The sequence below is a fragment of the Streptomyces sp. NPDC102402 genome, from assembly GCF_044765765.1.
GTDB lineage: Bacteria > Actinomycetota > Actinomycetes > Streptomycetales > Streptomycetaceae > Streptomyces.
The window spans coordinates 189,170-214,357 of the sequence record NZ_JBIWKR010000006.1; the positions used below are offsets into that span (position 1 = coordinate 189,170).

General features: G+C 71.9%; 19 protein-coding genes and 1 riboswitch. Of the genes, 2 read left to right on the forward strand and 17 right to left on the reverse strand.

Annotated features, from left to right (window positions below; translation table 11 throughout):
* Nucleotides 1-20 precede the first annotated feature (20 nt).
* A riboswitch (cobalamin riboswitch) is annotated at nt 21-226 on the reverse strand.
* 222 nt (nt 227-448) lie between these two features.
* From ACIRJR_RS20060 to ACIRJR_RS20115, 12 genes are all read right to left on the reverse strand, one after another.
* Nucleotides 449-1,480 (reverse strand): hydroxyacid dehydrogenase, encoded by a 1,032-nt coding sequence (locus tag ACIRJR_RS20060; protein ID WP_403782315.1) that lies wholly within the window; start codon nt 1,478-1,480, stop codon nt 449-451.
* Nucleotides 1,477-2,397 (reverse strand): carbohydrate ABC transporter permease, encoded by a 921-nt coding sequence (locus ACIRJR_RS20065; RefSeq protein ID WP_403782318.1) that lies wholly within the window; start codon nt 2,395-2,397, stop codon nt 1,477-1,479. The genes ACIRJR_RS20060 and ACIRJR_RS20065 overlap by 4 nt, the downstream gene beginning before the upstream one ends.
* A gap of 2 nt (nt 2,398-2,399) precedes the next feature.
* Nucleotides 2,400-3,299 (reverse strand): carbohydrate ABC transporter permease, encoded by a 900-nt coding sequence (locus tag ACIRJR_RS20070; RefSeq protein ID WP_403782321.1) that lies wholly within the window; start codon nt 3,297-3,299, stop codon nt 2,400-2,402.
* Between the two features lie 75 nt (nt 3,300-3,374).
* Nucleotides 3,375-4,694 carry an ABC transporter substrate-binding protein gene (locus tag ACIRJR_RS20075; RefSeq protein ID WP_403782324.1) on the reverse strand — a complete coding sequence of 440 codons (1,320 nt, stop codon included), beginning with the start codon at nt 4,692-4,694 and terminating at the stop codon, nt 3,375-3,377.
* A gap of 277 nt (nt 4,695-4,971) precedes the next feature.
* The gene (locus ACIRJR_RS20080) at nt 4,972-6,753 is read right to left on the reverse strand and encodes a beta-galactosidase family protein (protein WP_403782327.1); all 1,782 of its coding nucleotides are present in this window, start codon (nt 6,751-6,753) and stop codon (nt 4,972-4,974) included.
* 36 nt (nt 6,754-6,789) lie between these two features.
* Nucleotides 6,790-7,848, reverse strand: coding sequence for a LacI family DNA-binding transcriptional regulator (locus ACIRJR_RS20085; RefSeq protein WP_403782329.1), 1,059 nt, complete (start codon nt 7,846-7,848; stop codon nt 6,790-6,792).
* Nucleotides 7,849-7,989: 141 nt separating this feature from the next.
* Nucleotides 7,990-10,434, reverse strand: a complete 2,445-nt coding sequence (locus tag ACIRJR_RS20090) for a polysaccharide lyase 8 family protein (RefSeq protein WP_403782332.1) — start codon at nt 10,432-10,434, stop codon at nt 7,990-7,992.
* Between the two features lie 451 nt (nt 10,435-10,885).
* Nucleotides 10,886-11,494 carry a TOPRIM nucleotidyl transferase/hydrolase domain-containing protein gene (locus ACIRJR_RS20095; RefSeq protein WP_403782851.1) on the reverse strand — a complete coding sequence of 203 codons (609 nt, stop codon included), beginning with the start codon at nt 11,492-11,494 and terminating at the stop codon, nt 10,886-10,888.
* A 154-nt stretch (nt 11,495-11,648) separates the two neighbouring features.
* Entirely contained in the window at nt 11,649-13,361 is a 1,713-nt protein-coding gene (locus ACIRJR_RS20100) for an aldehyde dehydrogenase family protein (protein WP_403782335.1), read from the reverse strand.
* A gap of 81 nt (nt 13,362-13,442) precedes the next feature.
* Nucleotides 13,443-14,744, reverse strand: a complete 1,302-nt coding sequence (locus ACIRJR_RS20105) for an MFS transporter (RefSeq protein ID WP_403782338.1) — start codon at nt 14,742-14,744, stop codon at nt 13,443-13,445.
* Nucleotides 14,745-14,896: 152 nt separating this feature from the next.
* A complete protein-coding gene (locus ACIRJR_RS20110) occupies nt 14,897-15,832 on the reverse strand; it encodes a TauD/TfdA dioxygenase family protein (protein WP_403782341.1) in 936 nt (311 codons plus the stop codon).
* A gap of 199 nt (nt 15,833-16,031) precedes the next feature.
* Nucleotides 16,032-16,634, reverse strand: coding sequence for a TetR/AcrR family transcriptional regulator (locus ACIRJR_RS20115; RefSeq protein WP_403782343.1), 603 nt, complete (start codon nt 16,632-16,634; stop codon nt 16,032-16,034).
* Between the two features lie 156 nt (nt 16,635-16,790).
* On the opposite strand from ACIRJR_RS20115, the gene ACIRJR_RS20120 reads away from it, so the two are divergent.
* On the forward strand, nt 16,791-17,411 hold the full coding sequence (locus tag ACIRJR_RS20120; RefSeq protein ID WP_403782346.1) for a TetR/AcrR family transcriptional regulator: 621 nt from the start codon (nt 16,791-16,793) through the stop codon (nt 17,409-17,411).
* Between the two features lie 37 nt (nt 17,412-17,448).
* Entirely contained in the window at nt 17,449-19,107 is a 1,659-nt protein-coding gene (locus ACIRJR_RS20125) for an acyl-CoA dehydrogenase family protein (RefSeq protein ID WP_403782349.1), read from the forward strand.
* A gap of 214 nt (nt 19,108-19,321) precedes the next feature.
* Here the strand turns inward: ACIRJR_RS20125 and ACIRJR_RS20130 are convergent, their stop codons facing one another.
* Genes ACIRJR_RS20130 through ACIRJR_RS20150 form a run of 5 tightly spaced genes read right to left on the reverse strand, consistent with a single transcriptional unit; the run spans nt 19,322 to nt 25,188 of the window.
* Nucleotides 19,322-20,491, reverse strand: coding sequence for a hypothetical protein (locus ACIRJR_RS20130; protein ID WP_403782352.1), 1,170 nt, complete (start codon nt 20,489-20,491; stop codon nt 19,322-19,324).
* A gap of 41 nt (nt 20,492-20,532) precedes the next feature.
* Nucleotides 20,533-21,567: a 2-hydroxyacid dehydrogenase gene (locus ACIRJR_RS20135; protein WP_403782355.1), complete on the reverse strand. Its 1,035-nt coding sequence runs from the start codon at nt 21,565-21,567 to the stop codon at nt 20,533-20,535.
* Nucleotides 21,564-22,187 (reverse strand): histidine phosphatase family protein, encoded by a 624-nt coding sequence (locus ACIRJR_RS20140; RefSeq protein ID WP_403782358.1) that lies wholly within the window; start codon nt 22,185-22,187, stop codon nt 21,564-21,566. Before ACIRJR_RS20140 ends, ACIRJR_RS20135 begins: the two co-directional genes overlap by 4 nt.
* Nucleotides 22,184-23,680: an FGGY-family carbohydrate kinase gene (locus ACIRJR_RS20145; protein ID WP_403782361.1), complete on the reverse strand. Its 1,497-nt coding sequence runs from the start codon at nt 23,678-23,680 to the stop codon at nt 22,184-22,186. The genes ACIRJR_RS20140 and ACIRJR_RS20145 overlap by 4 nt, the downstream gene beginning before the upstream one ends.
* Nucleotides 23,677-25,188, reverse strand: coding sequence for an FGGY family carbohydrate kinase (locus ACIRJR_RS20150; protein WP_403782364.1), 1,512 nt, complete (start codon nt 25,186-25,188; stop codon nt 23,677-23,679). Before ACIRJR_RS20150 ends, ACIRJR_RS20145 begins: the two co-directional genes overlap by 4 nt.

The following is a 25,188-nucleotide window of genomic DNA, read 5'->3' on the forward strand; positions in this document are numbered from 1 at the left end:
GACCCTCTCCAGCACCTCGTGGATGGTTGAAGTGCCTTGGCCGGTCTCCTGGCTGACGGGTGACACCGCCCGGCTCCGCCTTCCCGGGTCACAAGGACCCAGTGGCTGCCCGCGAGGGCCGGAGCCGGACTTCCCGATCACAGTGGCGAGGGCCGCACCGGCATCACACCGGATTTCCCGTTCACCAAGGCGTGGTGACAGTAGTGCCAGGTGGGGGGCGATGACAAGCGCGCCCAGCCGCCCGCGGCCGTGGAAGCCCACCGCCGCGACCGGCCCCGCCGGGGCCGCCGCACGGCGGGCGCGGCGGGGCCGGAGCGGCCCCGCCCGCCCCTGGCCCGGCCTGTACCCGCCGGCAGCTCCACGCACGTCTCCGCGTCGGGGACCCCCGCCGCGGAGACGGCTCAGGCGCTGTGGACGGACCCACCTTCCCGAAGAGGTGGCCGGCGGTTCACGCCGTGTGCGACAGCATCTCCCCCCGGACGGGGTCGGCGTAGGGCAGCCGGTGGCCGTACCTCTCCAGTTCGTCCAGCGCGGCGTGCGTCATCCGGGACAGTTCGTTGCCGAGCGACCCCGCGATGTGCGGAGTGAGCAGGACGTTCGGGAGGTCGTAGAGGGGCGAGTCCGCCGGCAGGACCTCCGGTTCGGTCACGTCGAGCACCGCGTCGAGCCGCCCCGACAGCAGCTCGGCGGTCAGCGCGGCCGTGTCGACCAGCGAGCCCCGCGCGGTGTTGATGAGTGTGGCACCGTCCGGCAGCAGCGCGAGCCGCCTCCGGTCGAAGAGGTCCCGGGTCTCCGGCAGCTCGGGAGCGTGGATGGTCACCACATCGCTGGAGCGCGCCAGTTCGTCGAGCGACACCGCGTGTGCGCCCAGCGCTGCCGCCCCGGCCTCGTCCAGATACGGGTCGTACAGCAGCACCCGCAGGTCGAAGGGGCGCAGCAGCTCGATCACCCGCCGCCCGATCCGGGACGCCCCGACGATCCCGACCGTACGGCCGTAGTTGCCCGCGTCGCCGATGACGTCGAGGGCGTTCGTCCGGGCGCGCCGGACGCCGTACTCCCGCTGGGCGGCCAGGACCCGCTTCCCGGCGAAGAGGATCGCCGCCACGGTGTACTCCGCGACCGGAAGCGCGTTCGCCCCGGCGGCGGACGCGACGGTCAGCTTCCGCTCCCAGCAGGCATCGGTGATGTGGTGCTTCACCGAACCGGCGGCGTGGACGACGGTACGCAGGCGGGGCAGCCGTTCCAGCACGTCGGCGGTGAGCGGGGGGCAGCCCCAGCCGGTGAGCAGCACCTCCGCCCCGTCGAGCGCGTCCGCCACGGCCGGGTCGCCGAAGTCGTGGACCACGAGCGAGGGGTCGGTGTCGGCGACCGCCACCAGCCGGGCGAGGGATGCCTGGTCGAAGAGCGCGTCCCGGACCGAGGGTTCCATGGCGAGCACCGTGCGGGGCCGGTGGTAGGCGGTGGGGGAGGGGGACGTCATTTGACGGCTCCTGCGGTGAGGCCCGAGCGCCAGAAGCGCTGCAGCGATACGAAGGCGACGGCGAGCGGGACGACGGACACCAGCGACCCGGTGATGACGAACGAGTAGAGCTGGGGCTCCTGGGGAAGCGTGGCGTTCCAGTTGAACAGGCCCAGGCCGACGGGGTAGAGCGCCGAGTCGTTCAGCATCACCAGGGGCAGGAAGAAGTTGTTCCAGCTGCCGGTGAACGAGAAGAGGAAGACGGTGACGAAGGCGGGGGAGAGCATCGGGAGGGCGACGGAGCGGAAGGCGCGCAGCTCGCTCGCGCCGTCGATCCGGGCCGCCTCCAGGGTTTCGCCGGGGACGTAGGTCTCCGCGAAGACACGCGACAGGTAGACGCCGAAGGGGTTCACCAGGCCGGGGATCAGCACCGACCAGTACGAGTTGACGAGCCCCACCTCGGATGCCATCAGGTACATCGGCAGCGAGATGACCGTGTGCGGGACGAGGATGCCCAGGAGCACCAGTGCGTAGAGCTTCTCCTTGCCCCACCAGTCGTACGTGGCGAAGGCGTAGCCGGCGAGGAGCGAGACGAGGGTGGAGGCGAGCGCGCCGACGACCGAGTACAGCATGCTGTTGGCGAGCCAGCGGCCGAAGACGCCGTCCTGGTAGGTGAACAGGTCGGAGAGGTTCGTCAGGAGGTTGAAGTCGGCGAGCTCGAAACCGGGGCTCGCGAACAGGTCTCCGTTGCTCTTCGTCGCGTTGACCAGCAGCCAGCTCAACGGCATCAGCGTGTAGACGGCGACGATGCCGAGCAGTGTGGTGACGAGGGCTTTCGAGGACCAGGACGGTGTGGAGATCCGCGAGGGCCGGTCGGCCCCGGGGCGTTTCGGTGAGCGGGTGGCCGGCAGGGTGCGAGGGGGCGTCGCGGTGGTCATGGTCACGCCTCCTTCCAGCGGTTGCCGAGCTTGGTGATCACGAAGGAGAGTCCGGCGCCGAGCAGGGCCAGAAGCAGCGAGGCAGCCGCGGCCAGGCCGTAGTCGTGTTCGGTGAAGGCGGCCTGGTAGATGTACATCACCGGACTCCAGTCCTGGGAGACGGCGGACGAGCGGCTGCGCAGGACCTCCGGCTCGTTGAAGAGCTGGATGGCGCCGACGGCGGTGAAGAGCATGGTCAGGACGACGGAGGAACGGATCATCGGCAGCTTCACGGACAGCGCCGTGCGCAGCTGGCCGGCCCCGTCGACGACGGCGGCCTCCAGGGTCTCCTTCGGGACCGCCTGCAGTGCCGCGTAGAAGATCACCATGTTGTAGCCGATCCACTGCCAGGCGGCGGCGTTGGCCATGGAGAAGACCACCCCGTCCGGGCCGAGGAAGTCCCACTCCACGCCCAGGGTCCGCAGGAGGTCGATGACCGGGCTGAGCCCTGGTGTGTAGAGGAATCCCCAGATGATCGCGGCGATCAGGCCGGGTACGGCGTGCGGGAGGAAGTACGCCAGCTGGAAGAACTTCCTCGCCCTGGCCATCGCCGAGTCCACGAGCAGGGCCAGGGCGAGGGCCCCGCCGACCATCACGGGGATGTAGACCAGGCAGTAGAGGGCGATGTGCAGGAAGCCGCGGTGGAACGAGGGGTCACCGAGGGCGCGCAGGTAGTTGTCGGCGCCGACGAACAGCGTCTCCGTGCCGCCGAAACCGAGCCCGCTGGTGGCCTGTTCACGGAACAGGCTCATCCACAGGGAGTACCCGACGGGGACGATCAGCGTGGCGGCGAAGAGGACGAAGAAGGGGGCGACGAAGAGGGCCGGAGTGCTGCGCTGCCCGCGGCCGAGCCGGGAAGTCATCGGCGGTGGCTCCTTGGGTGGGTGATACGCCGGGGCGGGTGCGGGACCCGCCCCGAGGCGGCTCGGGGTCGAGGGCTACTTGGCGAGCTTCAGGCCGCGGTCGGTGATCGCCTTCTCGGCCGCCGCCTGACCGGCCTGGAAGGCCTTCCAGAACTCCCCGGTCCTCTGGACCTTGCCGAACTCCGCCTGCATGGTCATCGTCGTGGAGTTGTGCACGGGGCTCCAGGTCCATCCCTCGGTGATGAGGGGCACCTGTGCGCCGGCGACGTCGTAGACGTCCTGGCCTGCGAAGAACGAGGAGTCGAAGGTGGACCGGGCCGCGGCGCGCAGGTCCTCGTCCGCGGGCAGCCCGCTGGAGGTTCCGGCGGCGAGGCGCGCCTCGACCGCCTCCTTCCGGGTGGTGGCCCAGGTGATGAACTCGGCCGCCGCCTCCGCCTGCTCGCTGTCCTTGGTCACGGCGAACGCCGAGCCGCCCACCGACCCGGTTGCCGGGGTGCCCCAGTGGGGCAGCGGGGCCTCGGCCCACTTGCCCTTCTGCCCGGGGTAGGTGGTCTTGAGGGATCCGGCGCTCCATGAGGCCCCGATCAGGGCGATCGCCTCGGAGTCGGTGACGGCCTTCGTCGCCTCCGGGCTCCACGCCTTGTGGTTCAGGACCAGATCGTCCTTGACGAGGTCCTTCCAGTAGTCGGCGACCTTCCTGGTCGCGGAGTCGGCGATGTCCACCTTCCAGGCGTCGCCGGACGTGCCGTACCAGCGGGCGCCCGCCTGCTGGGCGAGACCGGCCCAGGTCGCGGTGTCGTCACCCCAGAAGTCGAGCAGTCTGGCCTTGCCCTTGGAGGCCGACTTGACCTTCTCGGCCGCCGTCCGGAACTCGGCCCAGGTGGTGGGGACCTCGACGCCGTACTTCTCGAACAGGTCGGTGCGGTAGTAGAAGGTCTGCGGGCCGACGTCGTAGGGGGCGGCCCAGGTCTTGCCCCCGAGGGTGACCAGGGACCGTACGGATTCGGGGGCGTACTCCTCGACCGGCTTCCCGAGCTCCGCGCTGGAGTCGCGCAGGAGCCCCTGGGTCACGAGGTCGGGCAGGGCCTGGTATTCCAGGTTGACCACGTCGGGGGCGTTGCCCGCCTTGACCGCCTTGGCGATCTTGTCGTAGCCGCCGTTGAGTCCCGCGGGTATCTCGGCGTGGGTGACCTTGATGCCGGGGTGCGTCTTGTTGAACGCGGCGGTCATGTCGGCGGTGCCGGGCATCCAGGACCAGTAGGTGATCTCCACGGGACTGCCGTCGGAGCCGGCCTTCTCGGAGGAGGCCCCCTCCCCTCCGCATGCGGTGACCAGGAGGGCCAGGGACGCGGCGGCCGCGAGGGCCGTGGAGGTCGAACGAGTGGTGCGCTGCATGGCGGTACTCCTACGAGAGGCCTACAGAAGGCGGCGAGTTGACGCACATCTTTCGACCATGAGCGATCAGAGTCAATAGGAAATGGACAAACGAACATCAAGAAGCGGTATCGATCGCCTGCTTGTCCATATGTGTGCCGCCGATGGAGCACCGGGAGGGGCACGAGAGGGGTCCGACTGCGGCCAGGGGACCCGGACATGGCTGTGTCCCGGGCCAGGCCCCCTCGGGGGAGCCCGGCCCGGGACACACGGCCGCCGTCAGTCGTCGCCCGCGGCGTCAGCCGAGGTCCGGGGCCTCGCGCAGTTCCACGACCGGGCGCGCGCAGTCATCCAGCTCCAGCACCACGATCTCGTTGCGCCCGGCACACAGCAGCGGCCAGGGCACGTACAACGTCCGCTGCGGGCCCCGCGTCTCCCAGTAGCGGCCCAGGCAGAAGCCGTTGACCCAGACGTACCCCTTGCCCCAGCCGGGCAGCGCGAGATACGTGTCGCCCGGCTCCACCAGCTCCAGCAACCCCCGGTGGAACACGGGCCCCGGCCGCGCGCCGCCCTCCGGCTCCTCGCGGAGGGCGTCCCACGGCAGGCCGTCAGGCGTCCCATGACCCAGCGGAACGGCACGCGCGGTCCAGCCGTGGAGCGTCTGCTGGGTGTGCAGGACCCGGCGGACCCCCTTGTGGTCCCCGAGCCCCACCCCGTAGTTGACCCGGCCCATCGACTCCACCAGGAGCTCCACGCGGGACCGTTCCCCGTCCACGCGGACCCCGTCGACGGACTCGGTGCCGTCGCGCTCCAGTACGCCCAGGGGCTCGCCGTCCACGTAGACGTGCGCGCGGTCGGCGAGCCCCTGGACCGACAGCGGGTAGGGTCCGCGCGGTCCGGGGATCCCGGAGGTGTACAGCACGAGCCCGTGGGCGATCCCCAGGTCCTCGAAGGACGGTGGTTCGGCCGCCCGCACCTCCTCGCCGGCCAGGGTGTCCAGGACGTCGAAGAGCGCGACCGCCCGGGTCAGTTCCAGCGTCGCTGCGGGCAGCAGGGGCGCGGGGGCCTCCGGCTCGGGCAGCGGCCCCTGTGCGTGTCGTGCGAGTACGTCGCGGAAGGCGAGGAACTTCTCCGTCACGCACCCCCGCTCGTCGATGGGCGCGTCGTAGTCGTACGAGGTCACGGTCGGTTCGTAGTACGCACCCGTCGCCGGATCCCGCGTGTTGGCGCCCGCCCAGGTCGAGAAGTTCGTGCCGCCGTGCGCCATGTAGAGATTGACCGAGGCGCCGGCCTCCAGGATCTCCTCCAGCGTGTCCGCCGCGTCCTTCGGTTCGCGTACGACGTGCTCGGCGCCCCAGTGGTCGAACCAGCCGCACCAGAACTCCATGCACATGGGCGGATCCTGGGGGCGTTTCCGCTTCAGGCCGGCGAACGCCTCGGTGGCGCGGCTGCCGAAGTTCACCGTGGCCAGATGCCCCGGCACGGCGCCGCCGGTCAGGAAGAAGTCGTCGGGCCCGTCCGAGGTGAACAGCGGCACGTCGACCCCGCGTGCCCGCATCCCTTCGGCCAGGTGCTCCAGGTAGCCGCTGTCCGTCCCGTAGGAGCCGTACTCGTTCTCCACCTGCATCATCAGGACGTTCCCGCCCCGGGTGACCTGGTGCGCGGCGACGAGCGGGATCAGCCGGTCGAACCAGCGGTCGACGTGGGCCAGGTACGCGGGGTCCTGGCACCGCAGTGCCCGCACCCCGGGGTCTGCGAGCAGCCACCAGGGCAGGCCGCCGTGCTCCCACTCGGCGCAGATGTAGGGCGACGGCCTGACGACCGCGTACAGGCCGGCCTCGCGCGAGGCGTGCAGGAACCGGTCCAGATCCGCGATCCCGTCGAAGTCGTACTCACCGGGGCGGGGTTCGTGGAGGTTCCAGGGGACGTACGTCTCCACGGTGTTGAGGCCCAGGGCGCGCAGCATCCGGAGCCGGTGCGGCCACTGCTCGGGCAGGACGCGGAAGTAGTGCAGCGCGCCCGAGAGGACACGCAGGGGGGTGCCGTCGAGGGAGAAACCCCCGGGCGATATGCGGAACATGAGGGATCTCCGGTGGGCATGCCGTGTGAACGGGGATCAGCTGGACGAGCGGACGTGCAGCTCCGGCAGGATCGACACGAGGTGCCGGGGGCGTGCGGGGTCCGCGATGCGCTCGGCGAGCAGCGCCACCGCGGAGGCGCCCACGGCGAGCTTCGGTGGTGCGACGGCGGTGAGGGGGATGTCGGCGAGTGAGGCGACCTCGTCGTCGTAGGCGACGAGGGCCAGGTCGCGCGGTACGTCGATTCCGCGCGCCCGCAGGCGCTGCAGCAGGACGATCGCGTCGTGGTCGTTGTGGATCAGGCCGCCGTCCAGTTTCCCCGCCGCCGCGGCGTCGGCGAAGGAGTCGAGGACTTCCTCGCGCCGGGCCGCGTCACCGGCCGGAGGGGGCATGCGGAAGAGCCCGTCGGCAGGCGCGTCGAGCTCCGCCGCCGCCAGGCCCCTGCGGTATCCCTCGACGAGCGGACCGCTGTGCGGGCTGTCGTCACGCACCAGGAGACCGATCCGCCGCCGCGTCCGAGCCAGATGGCGCACGGCCAGCCGAGCGCCGTGGACATGGTCGGTGACGACCCGTTCGGCGTCGGACAGCTCGTCACCCGGCCGCCGCTCCACCAGGACGTGGGGAATCGTCAGCCGGCCCAGCCAGGGCGCGGCGGCCGCGGGGTCGCAGGTCGCGACCAGCAGACCGTCGAGCCCGTCGGAGAGCATGCGCCGGGCCTGGGCGTGCTCCTCGTCCGGGTTGTACTGGGAAATCCCCAGGACGAGCCGGATGCCGCGCTCTCCGGCCGCCTCCTGGGCCCCCTTGATCACTTCCGGGTAGTAGTAGTCGGCGGCGGGCACGATCAGTCCGAAGGACAGGGGCCCGCGGGCTGCCGATGCCCGGGCGGGACCCATCGCGCTCGTCGTCTCCGCGCGGGTCTCCGGCAGCACCGCGCCGCCGTGGACCCGGGCGACCAGCCCGCGGTCCGCGAGGATCTCGATGTCTCTGCGCACCGTGACCGGTGAGACGCGCAACTCCTCCGCGACGTCGCTGACCCGGAGCGTCCCCCGCTCGCGCAGCCTGCGAAGTATCGCCTGGTGCCTCTCTTCGGCGTGCATGGCTTCGACTTCCCCTCGTCATGGCTGGACTCCGGAGCAGTGTAGCCGCCCGATGAGCGGACGTGTACGTTCTTGTTCGAACAATCACTTAAGAACGTCCGTACCGCCACACCTGCCTTGATCCGGACACCGGGCCATGCTCTATCTGAGCCGGACCGTCGTCCTCTGGGTGGTCCCCGCCGTCACCGAGAGGTCGCCGAAGGTGAGTTCCAGCCGGGAACCGGTTGCGGAGCCCGTCAGCGGACCGGGTTTGGTGACGACCGAGCGGACGGGCCGGTCCCAGATGATCCTGACGCCCTTCTGCTGTCGCGTCGGGTCGCTGACGCAGACGACCGCGGTGCCGTCGCGCCGTTCCCTCACCAGCACGGAGACCGGGGCGCTCGCGGAGAGGCGGCCGAAGCGGCCACCGGCCCAGAAGTTGGCCGCGGTGATCCCGAGTGCCGGGATCCGCACGCCGTGGACGTCGGCGGTGTGGGCGGAGTCGGTCAGCCAGCGGCCGAGGGAGGCCGCTCGCCGTGCGGTGGACGAGGCGGAGGCTCCGGGAAGGAGGAGGTAGGCGTAGCCCTCGTCGGCCGGATCGGTGCCGTGGTCGAACCAGAGTGTCGTGTACCGGCTGGTGATCGCGGCCGTGGACCCCGAGGCGCTGTTGATGTCGTGCCAGGCGCCCGTGCGTTCCTCCCGCAGCGCGTTCAGGGTCCCGCGCTCCGGGAAGACGTAGCCGCCGTGCCCGGCGATGTGCGCCCATCCCGCGCGGGCGATCCTCGCCGACCACGGGAATCCGGTCGGCTGCCGTCGGCCGTCGACCGTGAGGGCGTTGGTGCCGCTCACGCCGAGGTGCCGGTTCTCCACGACGGTCTCGACGGCGGCCCCGTCGGCGGCGCTGATGCCGGACCCGAGGCAGACGACGGCGTCGTCGGCGAAGAACCAGGACTTGTGGGCCCGAAGGCTGGAGGACAGTCCCTTCAACTCCTGCCCCAGCATCGTGCAGGAGCCGTCACCCGTGCCGCCGACGAAGTCCACGTCCGGGCGCGCGGCTCCCCAGATCCCGCCTTCGCCGTCGGCCAGGGGCTTGGCCGACACGGTGGTGCCCGGGAGCCGGTAGGGGTCGACCGTCGGCCAGAACCGGTCGGAGAACTGGTCGTTGGCGAAGTCGCCGCCCCACCAGTAGAGCATTCCGGATCCGGTGTGCCAGCCGCGCAGGTTCTCCCCGTTGCCGTTCTCGTAGTGCGTGATCCGGCGGGAGGCCATCGACACCGAGGCCACCCAGTCCTTCCGGCGGTGCACGGCCCGGTCCATGGCGGGGAAGACCAGGCTGCTGTCCGGCTGCGCCAGCGGGGCGAGGGAACCGTCGTCCAGGACGGAGTTGAGCAGGGAGAGCTTGGCGACGGACAACATGGGGTCGGTGACCGGTGAGCGATACGAACCGCGTTGGATCCACCCTCGCACCAGACCGCGCCAGCGCAGGTTCTCCTCGGCGCTCGCGGCCTGGCCGAGGGAGACGACGGAGGACATGATCGCGTGGCCGCGCAGCTGGTCGTCGTTCTGTCCGCCGGCGCCGCCGGGCTCCAGCCCGCGGGCTATCGCCCGGCCGGAAACACCGTCCATGAACAGGCCGTTGTGCAGGAACGGGGCGTAAGCCGCTTCCACGGCGTCGAAGATGATCTGACGTCCGGGGTCCGTGACCTCCCAGGCGGAACCGCTCAGCAGGGCGAGCAGTTTGCTCAGTCCGTCGAGGAGGACGGCGCCGTAGGACCCGGTGTACGGCACGAAGGTGTGCTGGATCACCGAACCGTCGGCGTACAGGCCGTCGCCGCTGGTGACGTACGGGAAGACGGGAGCGATGGCGCTCGCGGCGAGCGCGGTCTTGTCGGCGTCCTCGCCCAGGATGCCGCGGATCGCCAGCACCCGGCACAGGTCGATGCGGTTGGCCCCGGTGGAGGTGCCCGTGTACGAGGCGACCGCGCTGTCCGGGACGAACGCGTCGACGGCGCGGCAGTAGGAGGCGATCTGATCGGCGGAGAGCTCGTCGCGGACCAGCAGGGCCGTGTCGAGCAGCGCCTGGGGGCCACCGATCTGCCAGTTGTACCAGTTGCCGTACCTCGCCTGGCCCTCGTTGTAGATCCGGGCGTACATGTGGTCCAGTCCCACCACGATCTTCGCGGCGACGGCGGGGTCCCCGGTGATGCCGGTGCCCGGCTGGGACCACGCCTCGGCCATGGCGTACAGCCGCTGGTAGCTGGTCTGGATCTTCGACGAGAAGGCGTACGACTCGGTGTCGAGGTCGGGATCCGGGTCGGCCCAGACCGCGTCGGGGAAGAGGGAGCCGTCGGCCGGGGCCATCAGCTCCGTGTAGGCGGAGGCCTGGGCGCCCAGGGCGGCCAGCTTGGTGGCGAACGGCTCGGCCGTCGGCTTGAAGTCCTTGCCGAGCAGCAGCGAACGCCACGTCGCGCGCAGCGCCGCGAAGTCGGCTGCCGGCGGGGGATTTTCGGCGGCGACGGCGTTCGTTCGGCTCATTCCGGCGAGGCCGACGGCTGTGGCGGCGCCTGAGATCTGCACGAACATGCGACGGGAAAGCGAGGACGGCATGGTGCCTCCGAGCCCGGGAGATCAGTAGTGGGTTCCTTGAACGTCTCGTGTCACGCACCTCGCGACGACGAGTTGTTCAAGAGCGACACGTTTCTAGCATGTTCGATCAGGACCGACAATGGATCGTGCAATGTGAAGGGAAACGAACATGGGGTGTGTCGGTCCATGCCCGTCCGCGTTTCCGGCCTCGAGGCCGCCGGCCGGATGACGATCTCGGTGGTGGTGTTGCTGTCGCGGTCGTGGCGCCCCACGCGGGCTCGTCGGCGGAGTCCCATGTGCGGCCCGCGTATCGCGTGGTTCCGCCGGAGAGCGTCTGCCTGACGCCGTTGTGGTGCAGCTCCACCCAGTCGGCGGATGCCGATGCGGACGTACGGATCCCGACGGCCCCCGCTTCCAGGCGAAGGCTTCGACCGGCTCCGACCACGTGGTCCACCGGTCCTCTCCCGGCGGTTCAGAGAGCGGCGAGCAGGCTGTCGAGCGGGGCGGGCACACGGCCGGGGTCGAGCGCCTCGACGAGGACACGGCCGTACCGGATCTTGCGCCCCTTCTTCGTGCCGAGGAAGCGCCGCAACTGCTGCTGAGGTGCGCGGCCCTGCTGCGCGGGCTGGTTCAGGAAGGTCTGCAGGGGCCGCAGATCCCCCTCCTCCCGGACGAGCTCCTTCACCCGGGTCACGCCCAGCGCGCGGATGAGCTCGTCCTCCAGATCCGCCGCGCAGATGAAGAAACCCTGCCGCGCCGCACCGGACCGCTCCAGGCCGCGGGCGAAGTAGCCCCATTCGTTCTCGTCGCACAGTCCCGTGAGGCCGAGGTCCAGACCGGGTGGCCCGAGGAGGCGGGCGTACCGTCCGATGTTCATCGCACCGCCCATCGGCAGGACGCAGACCCCTTCGGCCGCCAGGTCCCGGCCGTGCGCCGCGGCCAGCGCGTCGACCGCCGCTACGTCGCTCGGACCTTCGAGCAGGACGGCCGTCCGGACGGGCAGCCGCGCGGCCAGGTCACGTGCGGCTTCGCCGGGCCCACCGGCCGACCACGCCGTGACCGCCTCCTGGAACTCACCCATGCCGGACACGGGACGAGTCTCCGCGTTTCCCGGCCGCCACGCCAGAGGATTTCGGGCACCACTCACCGACTGGCGCAACCGGCCTGACGGGCCGCCGGGTCAGGAGGCGCGGAGTCGCCCCTCCTGCCCGGAGGGTCTGGGGGCCGGAGGCTGATCAGCCGCGCAGGGCCGAGGCGAAGATGCCCGGCAGCCGCGCCGGCCTCGGGTCCGCGGTGTAGGCCGTGAGGCGTTCCATCGTCGTACGGCCGGTGCGGTTGGTGACGTAGTACGGGGGACGGGGTGAGAGCGACGGCGACCCGCTGAACAGGCCCCGCGGCGCAGGGGCGAAGGGAGCCCTCAGGACTGTCTTCTCCACGTGCTCCAGCATGAACGCGTTGTGCACGAAGCCGATGCCGCTGCCGACCTGCTGACGGGAGTGGCCGGGGAACGCGCCCCACGGTGTGTATCCGAGGAGGAATCCGAACGCCGACCAGCAGTTGACGCCGAGCGTGCCGTAGCGGAGCCCCGCGACGGCTTCGCCGACCGCCGCCCGGTGGGCGCGTTCGGTCCGGGGGTGGACCAGCAGCGTGGCGCCGAGTGTGCCCGGCAGCCTGTCGTTGGCGAACTCCACCGCCGCACGCAGGAACTGCGGTGCGTCCTGCCCCGGGAGCCGCACCACTCCGAGCGCGCTGGCGAACACCTCTGTGCTGAGCATCGGGTCGTCGGCGTCCGTGATGTCCGGCACCAGGATGCGGCACGCGGTGTCGCCGAGCGTCTCGGCGTCCGGATGGGCCCGGGCGACGGCGTCCAGCCTGTCGGCCGAGCCCGGGTAGTAGTCCGAGCGGGGCGGCAGCGCGCGCAGCACCGCGCGGACCTCGTCCAGCAGCCGTTCGGTGCCGTCCCAGTCGCGGGGGACCACGAGGATCTGGCCGGCGACGCAGTTGTGGCCGGAGTTGTTCATCTTGCTGGTGACGATGTGCTCGGCCTGGAAACGGAAGTCCGCCGCGCTCCACGGCCCCGGAGCCACGATGCAGGGGCTGACCCCGCCCAGCTCGCTGGTGAACGGCTTGTCGTTCAGGGGAGTGTCCTCGGCGCGACGGCGTCCCGCGTGCTCGTCCGTGCCCCACACGATGGCGTCGTGGGTCCGCTCGCTGCCGGTGACGTGGATGGTGTCGACGCCGTCGTGGGCGGTCAGGTAGGCGCCCTCCGCGGGACCGCCGTCGACGAAGCGCACCCAGCCCCGTTCGATGAACTCGGCGAACACCGTCTCGAACCTCGGGCGGAGGTACGCGTTCACGGGGTTCATCTTGGCCAGGACGACATGGCCCTCCGAGTACAGCTTGTGCAGGACGTCGAGCGGGGTGATGGCGGGGACGTTCCCGGCGCCCAGCACGAGTGCGACCGCCGGACTGCCCGCGCGCCCCCGGTACTCGCCCGCCGCGTCCGCCAGTACGGCATCCCGCGTCGTGCCCGGCAGCGTCCACACCTCGGCGGTGAAACCGTTGAGCAGCAGACGGTCGGAGGCGGTGGCGGGGAACACGTCGACGACGACCCGGCCGTCGCGGTCGCGGACGGCCCCGGCTCCGACCGGGCCGCGTCCGGCGGTCAGCCTGCGCAGGACGTGCAGATACGCGCTCACCGTCTGCGCCAGCGCCCAGGGAGCGGTCATCCAGTCCTCCGCGGCCCAGGAGGACGCGGCGTCATAGCCCTTGGCGGTGGCCGCGTCGCCGACCATGCCCGGTGCCGCGTCGGCGATGCGGGGGAGCATCCGCTCCAACAGGCGGACGCGCTCGGTCAGTGGTGTGGCGGTCCATGCCGCGGCGTTGTCGTGCAGGTCCGAGACGGCGAGGTCGAGGGAGGTGGTGTCGAGTGCTGGTGGGGCGCTCACGGCGTACTCCTTGGGGGTGTGGGTCGGTCGGGGTCACCGGGGCGGGCCGCGCCCCCGGTGGCGTGGGTGTCCGGCGGTGGGTCAGCGGGACAGCCGGGCGATGTCCCGTGCCGGGTCGACGAGCAGGAAGGACGCTCCGGCTCCTGCGGCCAGGAGGAGACCGGAGACCAGGACGGCGGTCTGGTATCCCCGCGCGCCCTGGGCGTCGACCAGGGCGCCGACGACGGCGGGCGCGGCCAGGCCGGCTGCCGTGACCACCGCGTTCATGACTCCCAGTGCTCCGCCGCTCCTGGACGGCGGGGCCAGTTCGGCGACGGTGGTCGTGGCCACCGCCGCGTAGGAGCCGCCCAGGCCGAAGCCCAGAGCGACGAGCACCGTCCTGGCCGTGGAACCGTCCACGAGGGGCAGGGCCAGGCAGCAGCCCGCGCCGAGCGCGAGCAGCGACCCGCCGACCCAGCCGCGGGCGCGTCGGCTGCTGACGCCGCGTCGCATCAGCCGCCCCGTGACAGCCGCCTGGGCGAGCAGCACCACGGCGCCGATGGCCCAGGGGGCGACCACGATCACGCCTGCTTCGTGGGCCGGGTATCCGAGCCCGTTGCGCAGGTAGGACGGCAGCCAGACGAGCATGAGGGCGACCGTCCAGTAGCTGGTGAAGTACGCCAGGGTGGCACCGGTCCAGGTCCGGCTCGTGAGGATCTCGCGGTACGTGAGCCGGGCGGTCCCCGCCTTCTCCGGTGCGGGTCCGCCGCCGGCCGCCGGCTGGTGACGGCCGTCGGCTCCGAGGAGTGCCCAGGCCGCGGCCCACACCAGGCCCAGGGCGGCGAGGACCCACAGGGCCGCCCGCCAGCCGTGGTGCTGGATCACCCATGTCAGCCCGGGGGCCGACGCGATCACGCCGAGGGTGACTCCGAGGGTGATCAGGGCGCCGGGCAGGTTCCGCCGGTGGTCGGGGAACCAGGCGAGGGTGGCCTGTTGCGCCACAGGGAAGGCCGGACCTTCGGCGGCGCCGAGGAAGACGCGCGAGACGACCAGGACGGCGAGGCCGCCACCGACGGCCGCGGGGACCTGGGCCACGGACCACAGCACGGCCATGGTCAGCAGCAGGATCTTGGGCGACACCCGGTCGGCGGCGAGACCGACGACGACGGCCGCGAGCGAGAACAGGAGGAAGAACGCCCCGTTGACCAGGCCGAACTGAGTGCCACTCAGGTGCAGGTCCGCGCGGATCTCGTCAGCGGCCAGGCCGAGAACGGACTTGTCCGCGAAGTTGACCATCATGAAGACCACGAGCAGCGCGGTCACCGTCCAGGCGCGGACACGGCTGCTGGTGGGCTTCTCGGCCCCGGCGGTGTGCTGGGGCCCGGCGATCGGTGCCGCGGTCATGGATTCTCCTGATGGGCAGGGGTGATGTCCTACGGGTGCGGCCGTCGAGGGCCGCGCGGTGCGGGCCGCGCCAGGGTCGGCAGCCACGCGGCCCCGGGCGGCCCCGGGCGGTTCCGGGCGGTTCCGGGCGATCTCACGCGGTCCCGGGCGGTTCACACGAGCGGGACACCGGCCACGGCGATCCGTTCCATGACCCGCCGTTGCGGGAAGTAGTCGTTGATCGCGTAGTGCTGGGTGGCGATGTTGTCCCATACGGCGATCGAGTCGGCCTCCCAGCGGAAGCGGACCTGGTACTCGGGGATGCGAGCCTGCAGCACCAGGGTGTCCAGCAGTTCGCGGCTCTCCGTGTCGGACAGGCCGTTGATGCGGGTGGTGAACGGTTCGTTGACGTACAGGGTCTTGCGGCCGCTGCGCGGGTGGCGGACGACGACGGGGTGCTCGACCTGAGGCCATTCCTTGCGGAACTCGGCCTTCTGCGCGTCGTTCATGAGCGCGCCCCAGCTGGGTGCCCAGTCGTGGACCGCGGTGAGGCCCTCGATCCGCCGCTTCGTCCCGGCGGGGAGGTTGTCGTAGGCGGCTGCCATGTCCGCCCACATCGTGTCGCCGCCCGCACCGGGCACCTCCACCGCACGCAGTACCGAGCCGAGCGCGGGATTGACCATGAACGAGTGGTCGCTGTGCCAGATGTTCTTGTTGCCGACGGCCTTGGCGTCCTTGGCGAGCCGCGAGACGCCGGCGGTCCCGGTCCCGGGGAAGAACGGATTCGGCTCCGGCGGCCCCCAGACGCCCGACAGTGCGAGCTGGTGCTCGGCGGTGAAGCCGGTCTGCCCGCGGAAGAAGATCACCTTCCACTCCAGCAACGCCTGCCTCAGTTCCTCGGCGAGTTCACCGGAGATCGGGCGGCTCAGGTCGACGCCTCCGAGCACGGCGCCGAAGTGCGGGGTGAGCGGGGCGATCTCGACGTGCCGGTACGAGGCCGGCTCGGCGCCGGGGGCGAGCCGTTCGAGGACTCGGCTCCCGTAATGCATGAGGGGCTTGTCGAGAACCGGTTCGGGGCGGCCGGCGGGGTTCGTCGCGGCGGTCTGCATGAGGGTTCCTCCCAACAGCGAACGCTAATTACGTAACCAGCAGTATCGATATTGGCGTGCGGAGGGGCAAGGGGTGTGACGCATCGATTTCCGGGACGCCCGTGGCCGTGTCGCACGTCGTCCGCGCATGCCTGAGGGGCGCGTGACGTACCGGGGAGCTCCCGGTGCGCGGGGGAAGGTTCCGATGGGGAAGGGGCGATTACGGCCTGGCGGCGACAGCTCGGCCGACCAGGTCCACCACCGATTCGACCAGTGCCTCGTCCGGAGTGCCGTGCTCCCCGACCATCCGGAAGACCAGGGAGGCGGCCACGAGCGTCGCGGCGGCCGGCACGTCCACGTCCGCCCGTACGTCACCGCGTGCGATGCCGCGTTCGAGGACGGTCCGGGTCTCGCCCATCACGCGGGCCGTGTAGTCGCGGTAGGCTCCGCGCTCCGCTCCCGCCTCCGAGGCCGCACCGATCACCCCGGCCATCAGGCGGCCCACGCCCGGCAGGCGGTACGCCTCCATGCGGGCCGTCAGCACGACCCGCAGTTCGGCGCGGAAGTCCCCCATGTCGGGTACGACCAGCGCCCCGATCCGCGACTCCGCGGCAGCGATCACGAGGTCCTGCTTGGTGGCCCAGCGCCGGTACATGGCCGGCTTGCTCACCCCGGCGCGGCCGGCCACGGCATCCATCGTGAGCGCGCTCATGCCGCTCTCGGCGACCAGCTCGACGACGGCGTCCAGCACGGCCCGGGTGACGCGCTCCTCGCGCGGACGTCCCGGCCCCTTGCGCGCCTGTCGCGCCTCCTCACCGGCCATGCCGCGACCTTACGCGTCCCGAGGGCACCTGTGGCCCCGGGGTCGCCGGTCGGGCCCCGCGCCCGCCGGTTCGACCCCCGGGCCGGCGTCGCGTCGACCGGCCGGGTCGGTGCGCCCGTCATGGCGGGAAACTCTGAATGATGGTTCACTTCTTTCATGGCCTACCGCAAGACCCCTGCCGAGATCAGTCGGCTCGAAGCCGCCCGGGAGCACCTCATCGCCTGCGCCACCTCCGTGGTCACGGAAGTCGGCTGGTCACAGGCGTCCGTGACCGCTGTCGCCGATTCGGCGGGTATCGCGGCCGGTTCGGTCTACCAGCACTTCGCGTCCAAGACGGCGCTGGCCGTCGAGGTGTTCCGGCGCGCGGCCGGACGTGAGGTCGATGTCCTCGGCGGGGTACTCCGGGAGCCGGGAAGCCCCGTCGAACGCCTCGGCCGCGGCGTAGAGGTCTTCGCCCGCCGCGCCCTGGAGAACAGCGGGCTGGCGTACGCGTTGCTCGCGGCCCCGGCCGAGCCGGCGGTCGGGGCCGAGCGCCTGGACTTCCGCCGCCGCTACCGGGCCCTGTTCGCCGACGTCGTCCACGAAGGCATTGCGAGCGGTGTCCTCCCGGCCCAGAACACCGAGATCACCGCCGCCGCGCTCACCGGCGCGGTCGGCGAGGTGCTCGTCGACCCACTCGGAAGCCGTGACGAAGGTGCCAACGAGCGGCTCCTGGCCGAACTCGTCGCCATGGCCCTGCGCTGCGCGGGCGCACCGCCCTCACCGCAGCATCCCTGACCTGCAACGCGTACCGCTGTCTCCCGGAGGATCCACCGTGTCCACGAACGCCGCCCCGCGCAGCCGGCCCACCGCCCTGACCCACGAAGTGACTAATCAGGCACCGCCGTTGACCGGACACGACGTGGCCGATGACGCCGTCCTGCTGGAAGGCGTGGACCGTGAGGGTGCCTCATGGCACATCGGCGACCTCCACGGCCTCGGCCGCTTCGCCGGAAGCGAGGAGGCCCAGGAGTGGGCCGACCAGGCCAACCGCCACGAACCCGTGCTGCGCACCCACGACCGCTACGGTCACCGCGTCGACGAGGTCGAGTTCCACCCCGCCTACCACCACCTGATGGAGAACTCGGTGCGCGCCGGACTCGCCGGCGCCGCGTGGGCCGACGGGCGCCCGGGCGCCCATGTGGCCCGCGCCGCCGGCTTCATGGTGACGTCGACGCTTGAACCGGGACACCTGTGCCCGGTCTCCATGACGTATGCGGTCGTCCCGGCACTGCGCCACGCACCCGACCTGGCCAAGGCGTACGAGCCCCTGCTCACGAGCCGCGTGTACGAGGCCGGACTGCGGACCCCCGCGGAGAAGAGCGGCCTGCTCGCCGGGATGGGCATGACGGAGAAGCAGGGAGGCTCCGACGTACGCGCCAACACCACCTCGGCCACCGAGGCGGCGGACGGTACCTGGCGGCTGCGCGGACACAAGTGGTTCACCAGCGCGCCGATGAACGATCTCTTCCTCGTGCTCGCCCAGGCGCCCGGCGGGCTCTCCTGCTTCCTCGTGCCGCGCGTACTCCCGGACGGCAGCCGCAACACCTTCCGCATCCAGCGGCTCAAGGACAAGCTGGGCAACCGCGCCAACGCCAGCAGCGAGCCGGAGTTCGACGACACGGTGGCCTGGCTCGTCGGCGCCGAGGGCAGTGGCGTACGCACCATCATCGACATGGTGACCATGACGCGCCTCGACTGCGTCCTCGGCTCCGCTTCCGGGACCCGGGCCGCGCTCGCCCAGGCCGCCCATCACGCCCGTCACCGCTCGGTCTTCGGCGCCAAGCTGATCGACCAGCCCCTGATGCGCAACGTGCTCGGTGATCTCTCACTGGAGTCCGAGGCGGCCACCACGCTGGCGCTGCGACTGGCCGGGGCCGCCGACCGGGCGCAGCGCGGCGACGCCCGGGAACGCGCGTTCCTGCGGCTGGCCACGGCCGTCGGCAAGTACTGGGTGTGCAAGCGTCAGCCCGCCGCGGTGGCCGAAGCCCTGGAATGCCTCGGCGGCAACGGGTACGACGAGGCGTCCGGCATGCCGCGCCTCTACCGGGAGGCCCCGCTCAACGGCATCTGGGAGGGCTCCGGCAACGTCAACGCCCTCGACCTGCTGCGCGCCCTCGCGCGTGAGCCCGAGTCCTTCGACTCCTTCCGTGAGGAGATCGAGGCGGCCTCGGGTGTCGACCGCCGACTGGACGCCGCCTGGCGAGAGTTGTGCGGCGAGCTCGCCCTGACCGAGGACGCACCCCTGCGCGCCCGCCGCCTCATCGAGCGGGCGGCGCTCGTGCTCCAGGGCTCCCTCCTCGTGCGTCACGCACCGGCCGCCGTCGCCGACGCCTTCTGCGCGTCCCGGCTGGCCGGAGACCGGGGACTGGCCTTCGGAACCCTGTCGCCGGGCACCGACTTCGCCGGGTTGCTGGAGCGGCTTCCCGCCTAGGTGTATCGATCCGCAGCGCTGACCGTGGCCCGTGCCTGCCTCTGGCGCCCGGGAACGGAACCGGGAGATGACTTCGTCACCGGTGCACCGTCGCCGACGGCGGACGCGGCGGTGCACCGCATCGAGCAGCTCACCGACCTGCCCGGTCGTCTGTCACACATCGACGCCTGACCGTCTCACCACCCGTTCCCCCGGGGAGGCACCGCAGGGCGCGTCAGCCGACGGGGGTGAACGGGCCCGGGGTCCCGCCCGTCCAGCGGTGCAGACGGATCTCGCCCTCCTGCGCGGGGACGCCGTCCTGCTCCACGGCTCGGCCCTCCGCCACGTAGTAGCGCCCGTCGCCCAGCGCGTCGAAGCCGTAGCTCCCGTGGAACTCCCAGCCTCGGATGCCGGTCGCCTCGTCGCGCAGGCCGGCCTCGCGGAGAGTGAGGAGACTGCCCGTCTCCGGCGCCGGCTGCCCCTCGATCTCGCCGCGCACCGGCGCGACGGACCCGTCGACCGTGAAGAACGAGTAGTTGGGGAACCCCTCCTTCCTGCCCTTGTAGACCGCCATGATCCAGTTCCTGGTGTACGGGTCGTACTGGAGGTTCTGCACGCCGTACGTGGTGTTCCCGGTGCGGACGAAGAACTTGCCGTCGGGGTGCTCGGGGCCACTGTGGTGCGGGGCGTCCTGGGAGAGCGGCCGTGCGTACCTGTCCCACGCACCGACCTCGTACTCCAGGATCACCTGGTGGTCGTTGTCGGTCCGGCCGGTGTGGGAGTAGACGCCGTACGCGACCTTCAGGGTCTGCCTGCCGCCCCGCTTGCCGAACGCGGGGCCGAACGACACGCCGTCGATGCCACTGCATCCGTAGCGGTGGTCGAGGGTGTCGGCGGTGTCGCCGTCGAAGACGCCGTTGCCGTCCATGTCCGCGGTGAAGTCCTCGGCCACCTCGTCGAGATGGACCGCGGTCATGACGCCGTCCCGCTCGGCGTCCATCCCCACCCGGTCGATCGCCCGGCCGTCGAGGACCGCTATGTAGAACGATTCCGCCGACTTGTACTCGAGCGATCCGTAGACCCTGCCGTCCCGTTCGTCGACGTCGATGTCACCGAGGTGCCCCGTGAGGCCCACGACCGTTCCGAGGACCTTGCCGCCCAGGTCGGTCTTGACCAGCTGCTGGGTGAACGACCAGTACACGAAACCGCGTCTGCGGTCCACGGTCACCCCTTGCACATGGCTGGTGGGCCAGGCGCCACCGTAGACGTAGGAGGGTGGTTCGGGCTTTCGGCCGCCGCGTCCGTCGTCGGCGGCGAGGCCGGGCGACGCGGCGGCGAGGAGGAGGACCGGGACACTGATCCCGGCCACGAGAACCGTTCGGAACATCCGGAGCTTGCCGCGCACGCGGTTTCCTTCCGCAGGAGGACGGGCCCTTCGTGTGCCGGTCAGGACCAGGTCCGCAGCACCTCCGGGTTCGCGCAGTGGGCCGGGGCGCCGCCGGCCAGGAACCGGGCGACCTCACCGGCCACGAGGGCGGACGCGTTGTGAGCGGTCTGCTTGCTGGCACCGGCCAGATGCGGGGTCATGACGAGGTTGGGTGTGCGCAGCAGCCGGGAGCCGGGCGGCAGCGGCTCCTCGGGGAAGACGTCGAATGCGGCGCCGAAGAGCCGGCCCTCGTCGAGGGCGTCACAGACGGCTTCGTAGTCGAGCAGGGAGCCGCGGGCGCAGTTGACGAGTACGCCGCCGGGAGGCATGAGCGCGATCAGTTCGCGGGAGAGCAGCCCTTCGGTCTTCGGGGTGGCTCGCGCGTGCACGGTGACGAAGGAGGACCGGCGCATCAGCTCGGGGAGTTCCACCCGGTCCGCCGGGGCCACATCCGCCTCGTCGACGTACGGGTCGGCGACCAGGACACGGGCGCCGAATCCGCGGACGATGCGGGCCACCCGGGAGCCGATCGCGCCGTAGCCCACGATGCCGACCGTGCTGCCCTCCAGCTCGGGGCCGACGCTGTCGTAGCGGTAGTAGTCGCCCCGCCAGACGCCCGCCGCGAGGTCCTGGTGGGTGGCGGGCACTCGGCGGGTGGCCGCCAGCAGCAGGGCGACCGTGTGCTCGGCGGTCGCGGTGGCATTCCGGCCGGGGGCGAAGGTCACCGCGACGCCGTGCCGGGTGGCCGCCGTGAGATTCGCGTTGACCGGGCCGCCCCGGCCGACACAGAACAGCCGGAGTGCCGGGCTCGCCGCGAGGACCCGTCGAGTCAGCGGCGCCATCTGGGTGACGCAGATGTCGACACCGTCCAGCGCCTCGATGAGCTGGTCCTCGGTGCCGGACGCCTCGTGGACCTCGGCCACCGCGCCGAACGGCTCGACGGGCCAGGGCAGGGTGAGTTCACGGAGGACGGCCTCCGGCGCGACCGGCCGGAGGCTGCCGGTGAACAGGGAGTTGCGGACGAAGTGGTCGCCGGCCGCGAGGATCGTGGTCACTCGGTCGCTCCTGGGGTCACGTGCTGGTTCAGCGCCAGCAGCGAGGGTGTGCCGTCGCGCAGGATCAGTTCGTTCACGGCGCAGTTGGCCAGGTAGGGGAAGACACGGCGGTAGTCCCGCAGCGGGACGCCGAGCAGCCGGCAGAGGGTGAGCCGGATCGCGGTGGAGTGGGCCACGACGAGGACGCGCCCCTCCTGGTGACCGGCCCGCAGACCGGTGAGGAAGTCGGCGTAGCGCCGGCCGACGGCGACGGGATCCTCTCCCTCCGGGAAGTGGCTCCCGACCGGGTCGGCCTCGAAGGCCTTCAGCGCGCCGGGCAGGCGCTCCCTCATCTCGGCACGGGTCATCCCCTCGGCGACGCCGAAATCGATCTCGCGCAGCCGGGGATCGAGGACCAGCGGCAGACCGGCGCGGACCGCGCTCCCCTGAGCGGTCTGCCGGCAGCGGTCCATCGGGGAGGACCACACTGCGGTGAGATCCGCCCGGCCCGCCCAGGAGGCGAGCCGGTCCGCCTGGGCGCGGCCGTGCTCCGAGAGGCTGATGTCGGTGACCCCGGCGTAGCGGTTCTCCTCGTGCCAGACACTCTCCCCGTGCCGGACGAGGAAGACGTGGAGGCTCATGGTGCGGTCCCTTCTCGTGCGTGGGCCGCGACGGACCCCGGCAGCCAGCCGCGCTGGACCAGCAGACCGAGAAACCGGGTGTAGCCCTCGTCGTGGGCGGATCGATGCGAGGACCGCGGCTCCAGAACCAGGTCGGACCGCACCATCGCGGCGGCGGCACGGTCCAGCCCGCCCGGTTGCCCGCAGGCCGAGGCGGCGAGCACGGCCATGCCGAGCGCGGGCTGGGCGTGGCGGGGCAGATGCACGGGCCGTCGCAGCACATCGGCGCGGAGCTGGTTCCACACCGGGTTGCGGGCCGCGCCGCCGGTGAGGACGACGGCCCCGCCGGTCGGGGCACCGAGCAGGTCGAGATAGTCGAAGCAGAGGCGTTCGACGTAGGCGACACCCTGCATCAGCGCCGCGAAGTCCTCGGCGCGCCCCGCCGGTTCCCGGCTGCCGAAGGCGGTGGCGTCCGGCGCGACGAAGGGGAACCGCTCCCCGGGCGAGACCAGCGGATAGCGCAGCAGCCCGGTCGGCAGCAGGGGCGCCGCCTCGTCGGCCAGCCGGTCCAGGTCGGCGCCCGCGAACTCCCGGGCGACCAGGCCCGCACCGGTGCTGGAGGCGCCGCCGGGCAGCCAGTTGCCGGAGGGCGAGCGGTGGGAGTAGACGACACCGCTCGGATCGTGCAGCAGGTCCTCGGTGACGCCCTTGAGGACGAGCGTGGTGCCCAGGACCGAATTCCAGCTGCCGACCGCGGTCGCCCCTGAGCCCAGCTGGGCAGCACAGCCGTCGGTCATCCCCGCGACCACGGGAACGCCCGGGACGAGCCCGCACTCCGCCGCGGCCCCCGCGCACACCTCTCCGATCACGGTGCCGGGTGTCACCAGGCCGGGCAGGACCCCTGCGGGGATCCCCAGCGCGGCGAAGACCTGTTCCGGCCAGGTCACCGTCGCGGCGTCGGCCCCGGTCTTGAGCGCGTTGCTGGTGTCCGTGGGCACCTCGTGCCCGACCAGCCTGCGGTTGATCACGTCGCTCTGGTGGGCGAGGCGCCAGCCGTCGGCCACGGCGTGCGGGTACCGGTCGAGCAGCCAGCGGAGCTTGGGAAGCCCCCAGGAACGCTGCATCCGCCGGTAGCCGGCCTTGGCCCACTGCTGCTCACCGAGCGCGTTCACCAGCTCCGCCTCCACGGTGGCGCGGCCGTCGTCGTACATGAGGCCGGGGGTCACGCACCTGCCGTGCCGGTCGGTCAGAGTGAGGGTCCCGGAGGTCGCGTCGACGGCGACGGCCCGCACACGACGCGGGTCGGCGTCGCCGGCGAGGGCCTGACCGACGGCCGAACAGACCGCACGCCACCACTGGGCCGGGTCCTGCTCATGGCGTACACCCCGCCGGTGACCGGTCAGCGGCGACGACCCCGAGCCGGCCGGCCGGCCGTCCGAGGTGACGGCGACAGCCCGGACTCCCTGCGTACCCAGGTCGACGCCCAGCCACAGGTCCGGGTCGGTGCCGGTCACGCGAGGGCTCCGCCGGCGCGGTCCGCGCCACCGCGTCCGAGCTCCCAGATCGGCCGGTGGAGCTCCCGCAGCCGCAGGAACTCCGCGTAGCGGTCGCCCACGGCCGGGCCCTTGGCGGTGTCCGGCTCGCAGGTGGCGGCGACCCGCACGTACCGTGCCGCGGCGGTCGCGAAGTCGGGCTCCCGGCCGGTCGCGACCAAGCCGGTCAGCCATGCTCCTCGGGCCCCGGTCTCCGTGTCGGCGGGGATCGCCACCGGCAGGCCGACGACATCCGCGATCAGCCGTGTCCAGTACGCGCTCCGGGCGCCACCGCCGCTGAGGGTCAGCAGCTCCGGGGTGGCCGACGAGGCGGCGAGGCAGTCGCGGATGGCCATGGTGACACCCTCCACCACCGCCCGGGCCACGTCCTCCCGGCCGCTGTCCAGGGACAGACCGGACAGCGAACCGCGGGCTCCCGGGTCGAAGAACGGGGCACGTTCGCCCGCCGAGGAGACATAGGGCAGGAACCGCACCCCAGCCGTGTTCTCGGCGCCGCGCTCGGCCAGGGCCATCAGGTCGGTGACCGACCCGAGCCCGAGCAGCCGGGCGCCCCAGTGCAGCATGTCGCCGCCGCTCATGGTGGGGAAGGCGCGCAGGTAGTGTCCGGGGACACCCAGGGTGACGGTGATGCCCACCGGCTCGTCGGTGAGCACGGAGGCGGCCGAGTCGGTGACGGTCTCGGTGCACAGGGTGGTCCCGAGCACGGTGCAGGCACGGCCGGTGCTCACCGCGCCCGAGCCGATGGCGGTGGCGCAGATGTCGTAGGGCGCCAGCACCACCGGGATGCCCGCGGGCAGACCGGTCTCGGCGGTGGCGGCCGCGCTGAGCGCGGTCACCCGGTCCTCGTCGTCCCGGAGCGGGGGCAGCAGGTCACGGGCCCACTCCACGCCGTACAGCTCGAACAGCTCCTCGGACCACGTGCGCCGCCTGATGTCCAGGAACGGCGCCGAGGCCTCCGACTCGTCGACGGCCGCTTCTCCGGTGAGCTTGAGGAAGAGCCAGCCGCCGCAGGTCAGCAGGTGGCGGGAGCCGCGTGTCCGGTCCGGGTCGTGCTCCCGCATCCAGGCCAGCACGGCGTTGGGCATGCCGGTGGACAGCCGGGAGCCGCAGATCCTGAACGCCTGCTCCAGGGTGCCGTCGCGCTCCCAGGCGGTGACCACACCGGCGGCCCGGCCGTCGTTCCACAGGACGGCGGGCCCGGTGGGGCGGCCCCGGTCGTCGACGAGCCAGGCTCCGTCGCCCTGCCCGGTGACGGCGACGAGCCCGGGTGGCTCCGGCAGCGCGGCCACGACGTCGCGGACGGCGGAGGCGACCGCTGCCCAGACCTGGTCCATGTCCTGCTCCGCGTGGCCCGGCCGGGGCCGCACCACCTGGGTCGGACGGTGGCTGGAGGCCAGTTCCGCTCCGTCCGGGCCGTATCCGATCACCTTGACGGTGGTGGTGCCGGCGTCGATGGCCAGCGAGGTCAT

Coding starts and splice junctions, on each gene's coding strand:
- ACIRJR_RS20060 (WP_403782315.1), bottom strand. CDS start 1,480: ATGACGTCCCCCTCCCCCACCGCCTACCACCGGCCCCGCACGGTGCTC.
- ACIRJR_RS20065 (WP_403782318.1), bottom strand. CDS start 2,397: ATGACCACCGCGACGCCCCCTCGCACCCTGCCGGCCACCCGCTCACCG.
- ACIRJR_RS20070 (WP_403782321.1), bottom strand. CDS start 3,299: ATGACTTCCCGGCTCGGCCGCGGGCAGCGCAGCACTCCGGCCCTCTTC.
- ACIRJR_RS20075 (WP_403782324.1), bottom strand. CDS start 4,694: ATGCAGCGCACCACTCGTTCGACCTCCACGGCCCTCGCGGCCGCCGCG.
- ACIRJR_RS20080 (WP_403782327.1), bottom strand. CDS start 6,753: ATGTTCCGCATATCGCCCGGGGGTTTCTCCCTCGACGGCACCCCCCTG.
- ACIRJR_RS20085 (WP_403782329.1), bottom strand. CDS start 7,848: ATGCACGCCGAAGAGAGGCACCAGGCGATACTTCGCAGGCTGCGCGAG.
- ACIRJR_RS20090 (WP_403782332.1), bottom strand. CDS start 10,434: ATGCCGTCCTCGCTTTCCCGTCGCATGTTCGTGCAGATCTCAGGCGCC.
- ACIRJR_RS20095 (WP_403782851.1), bottom strand. CDS start 11,494: ATGGGTGAGTTCCAGGAGGCGGTCACGGCGTGGTCGGCCGGTGGGCCC.
- ACIRJR_RS20105 (WP_403782338.1), bottom strand. CDS start 14,744: ATGACCGCGGCACCGATCGCCGGGCCCCAGCACACCGCCGGGGCCGAG.
- ACIRJR_RS20110 (WP_403782341.1), bottom strand. CDS start 15,832: ATGCAGACCGCCGCGACGAACCCCGCCGGCCGCCCCGAACCGGTTCTC.
- ACIRJR_RS20115 (WP_403782343.1), bottom strand. CDS start 16,634: ATGGCCGGTGAGGAGGCGCGACAGGCGCGCAAGGGGCCGGGACGTCCG.
- ACIRJR_RS20120 (WP_403782346.1), top strand. CDS start 16,791: ATGGCCTACCGCAAGACCCCTGCCGAGATCAGTCGGCTCGAAGCCGCC.
- ACIRJR_RS20140 (WP_403782358.1), bottom strand. CDS start 22,187: ATGAGCCTCCACGTCTTCCTCGTCCGGCACGGGGAGAGTGTCTGGCAC.
- ACIRJR_RS20150 (WP_403782364.1), bottom strand. CDS start 25,188: ATGACCTCGCTGGCCATCGACGCCGGCACCACCACCGTCAAGGTGATC.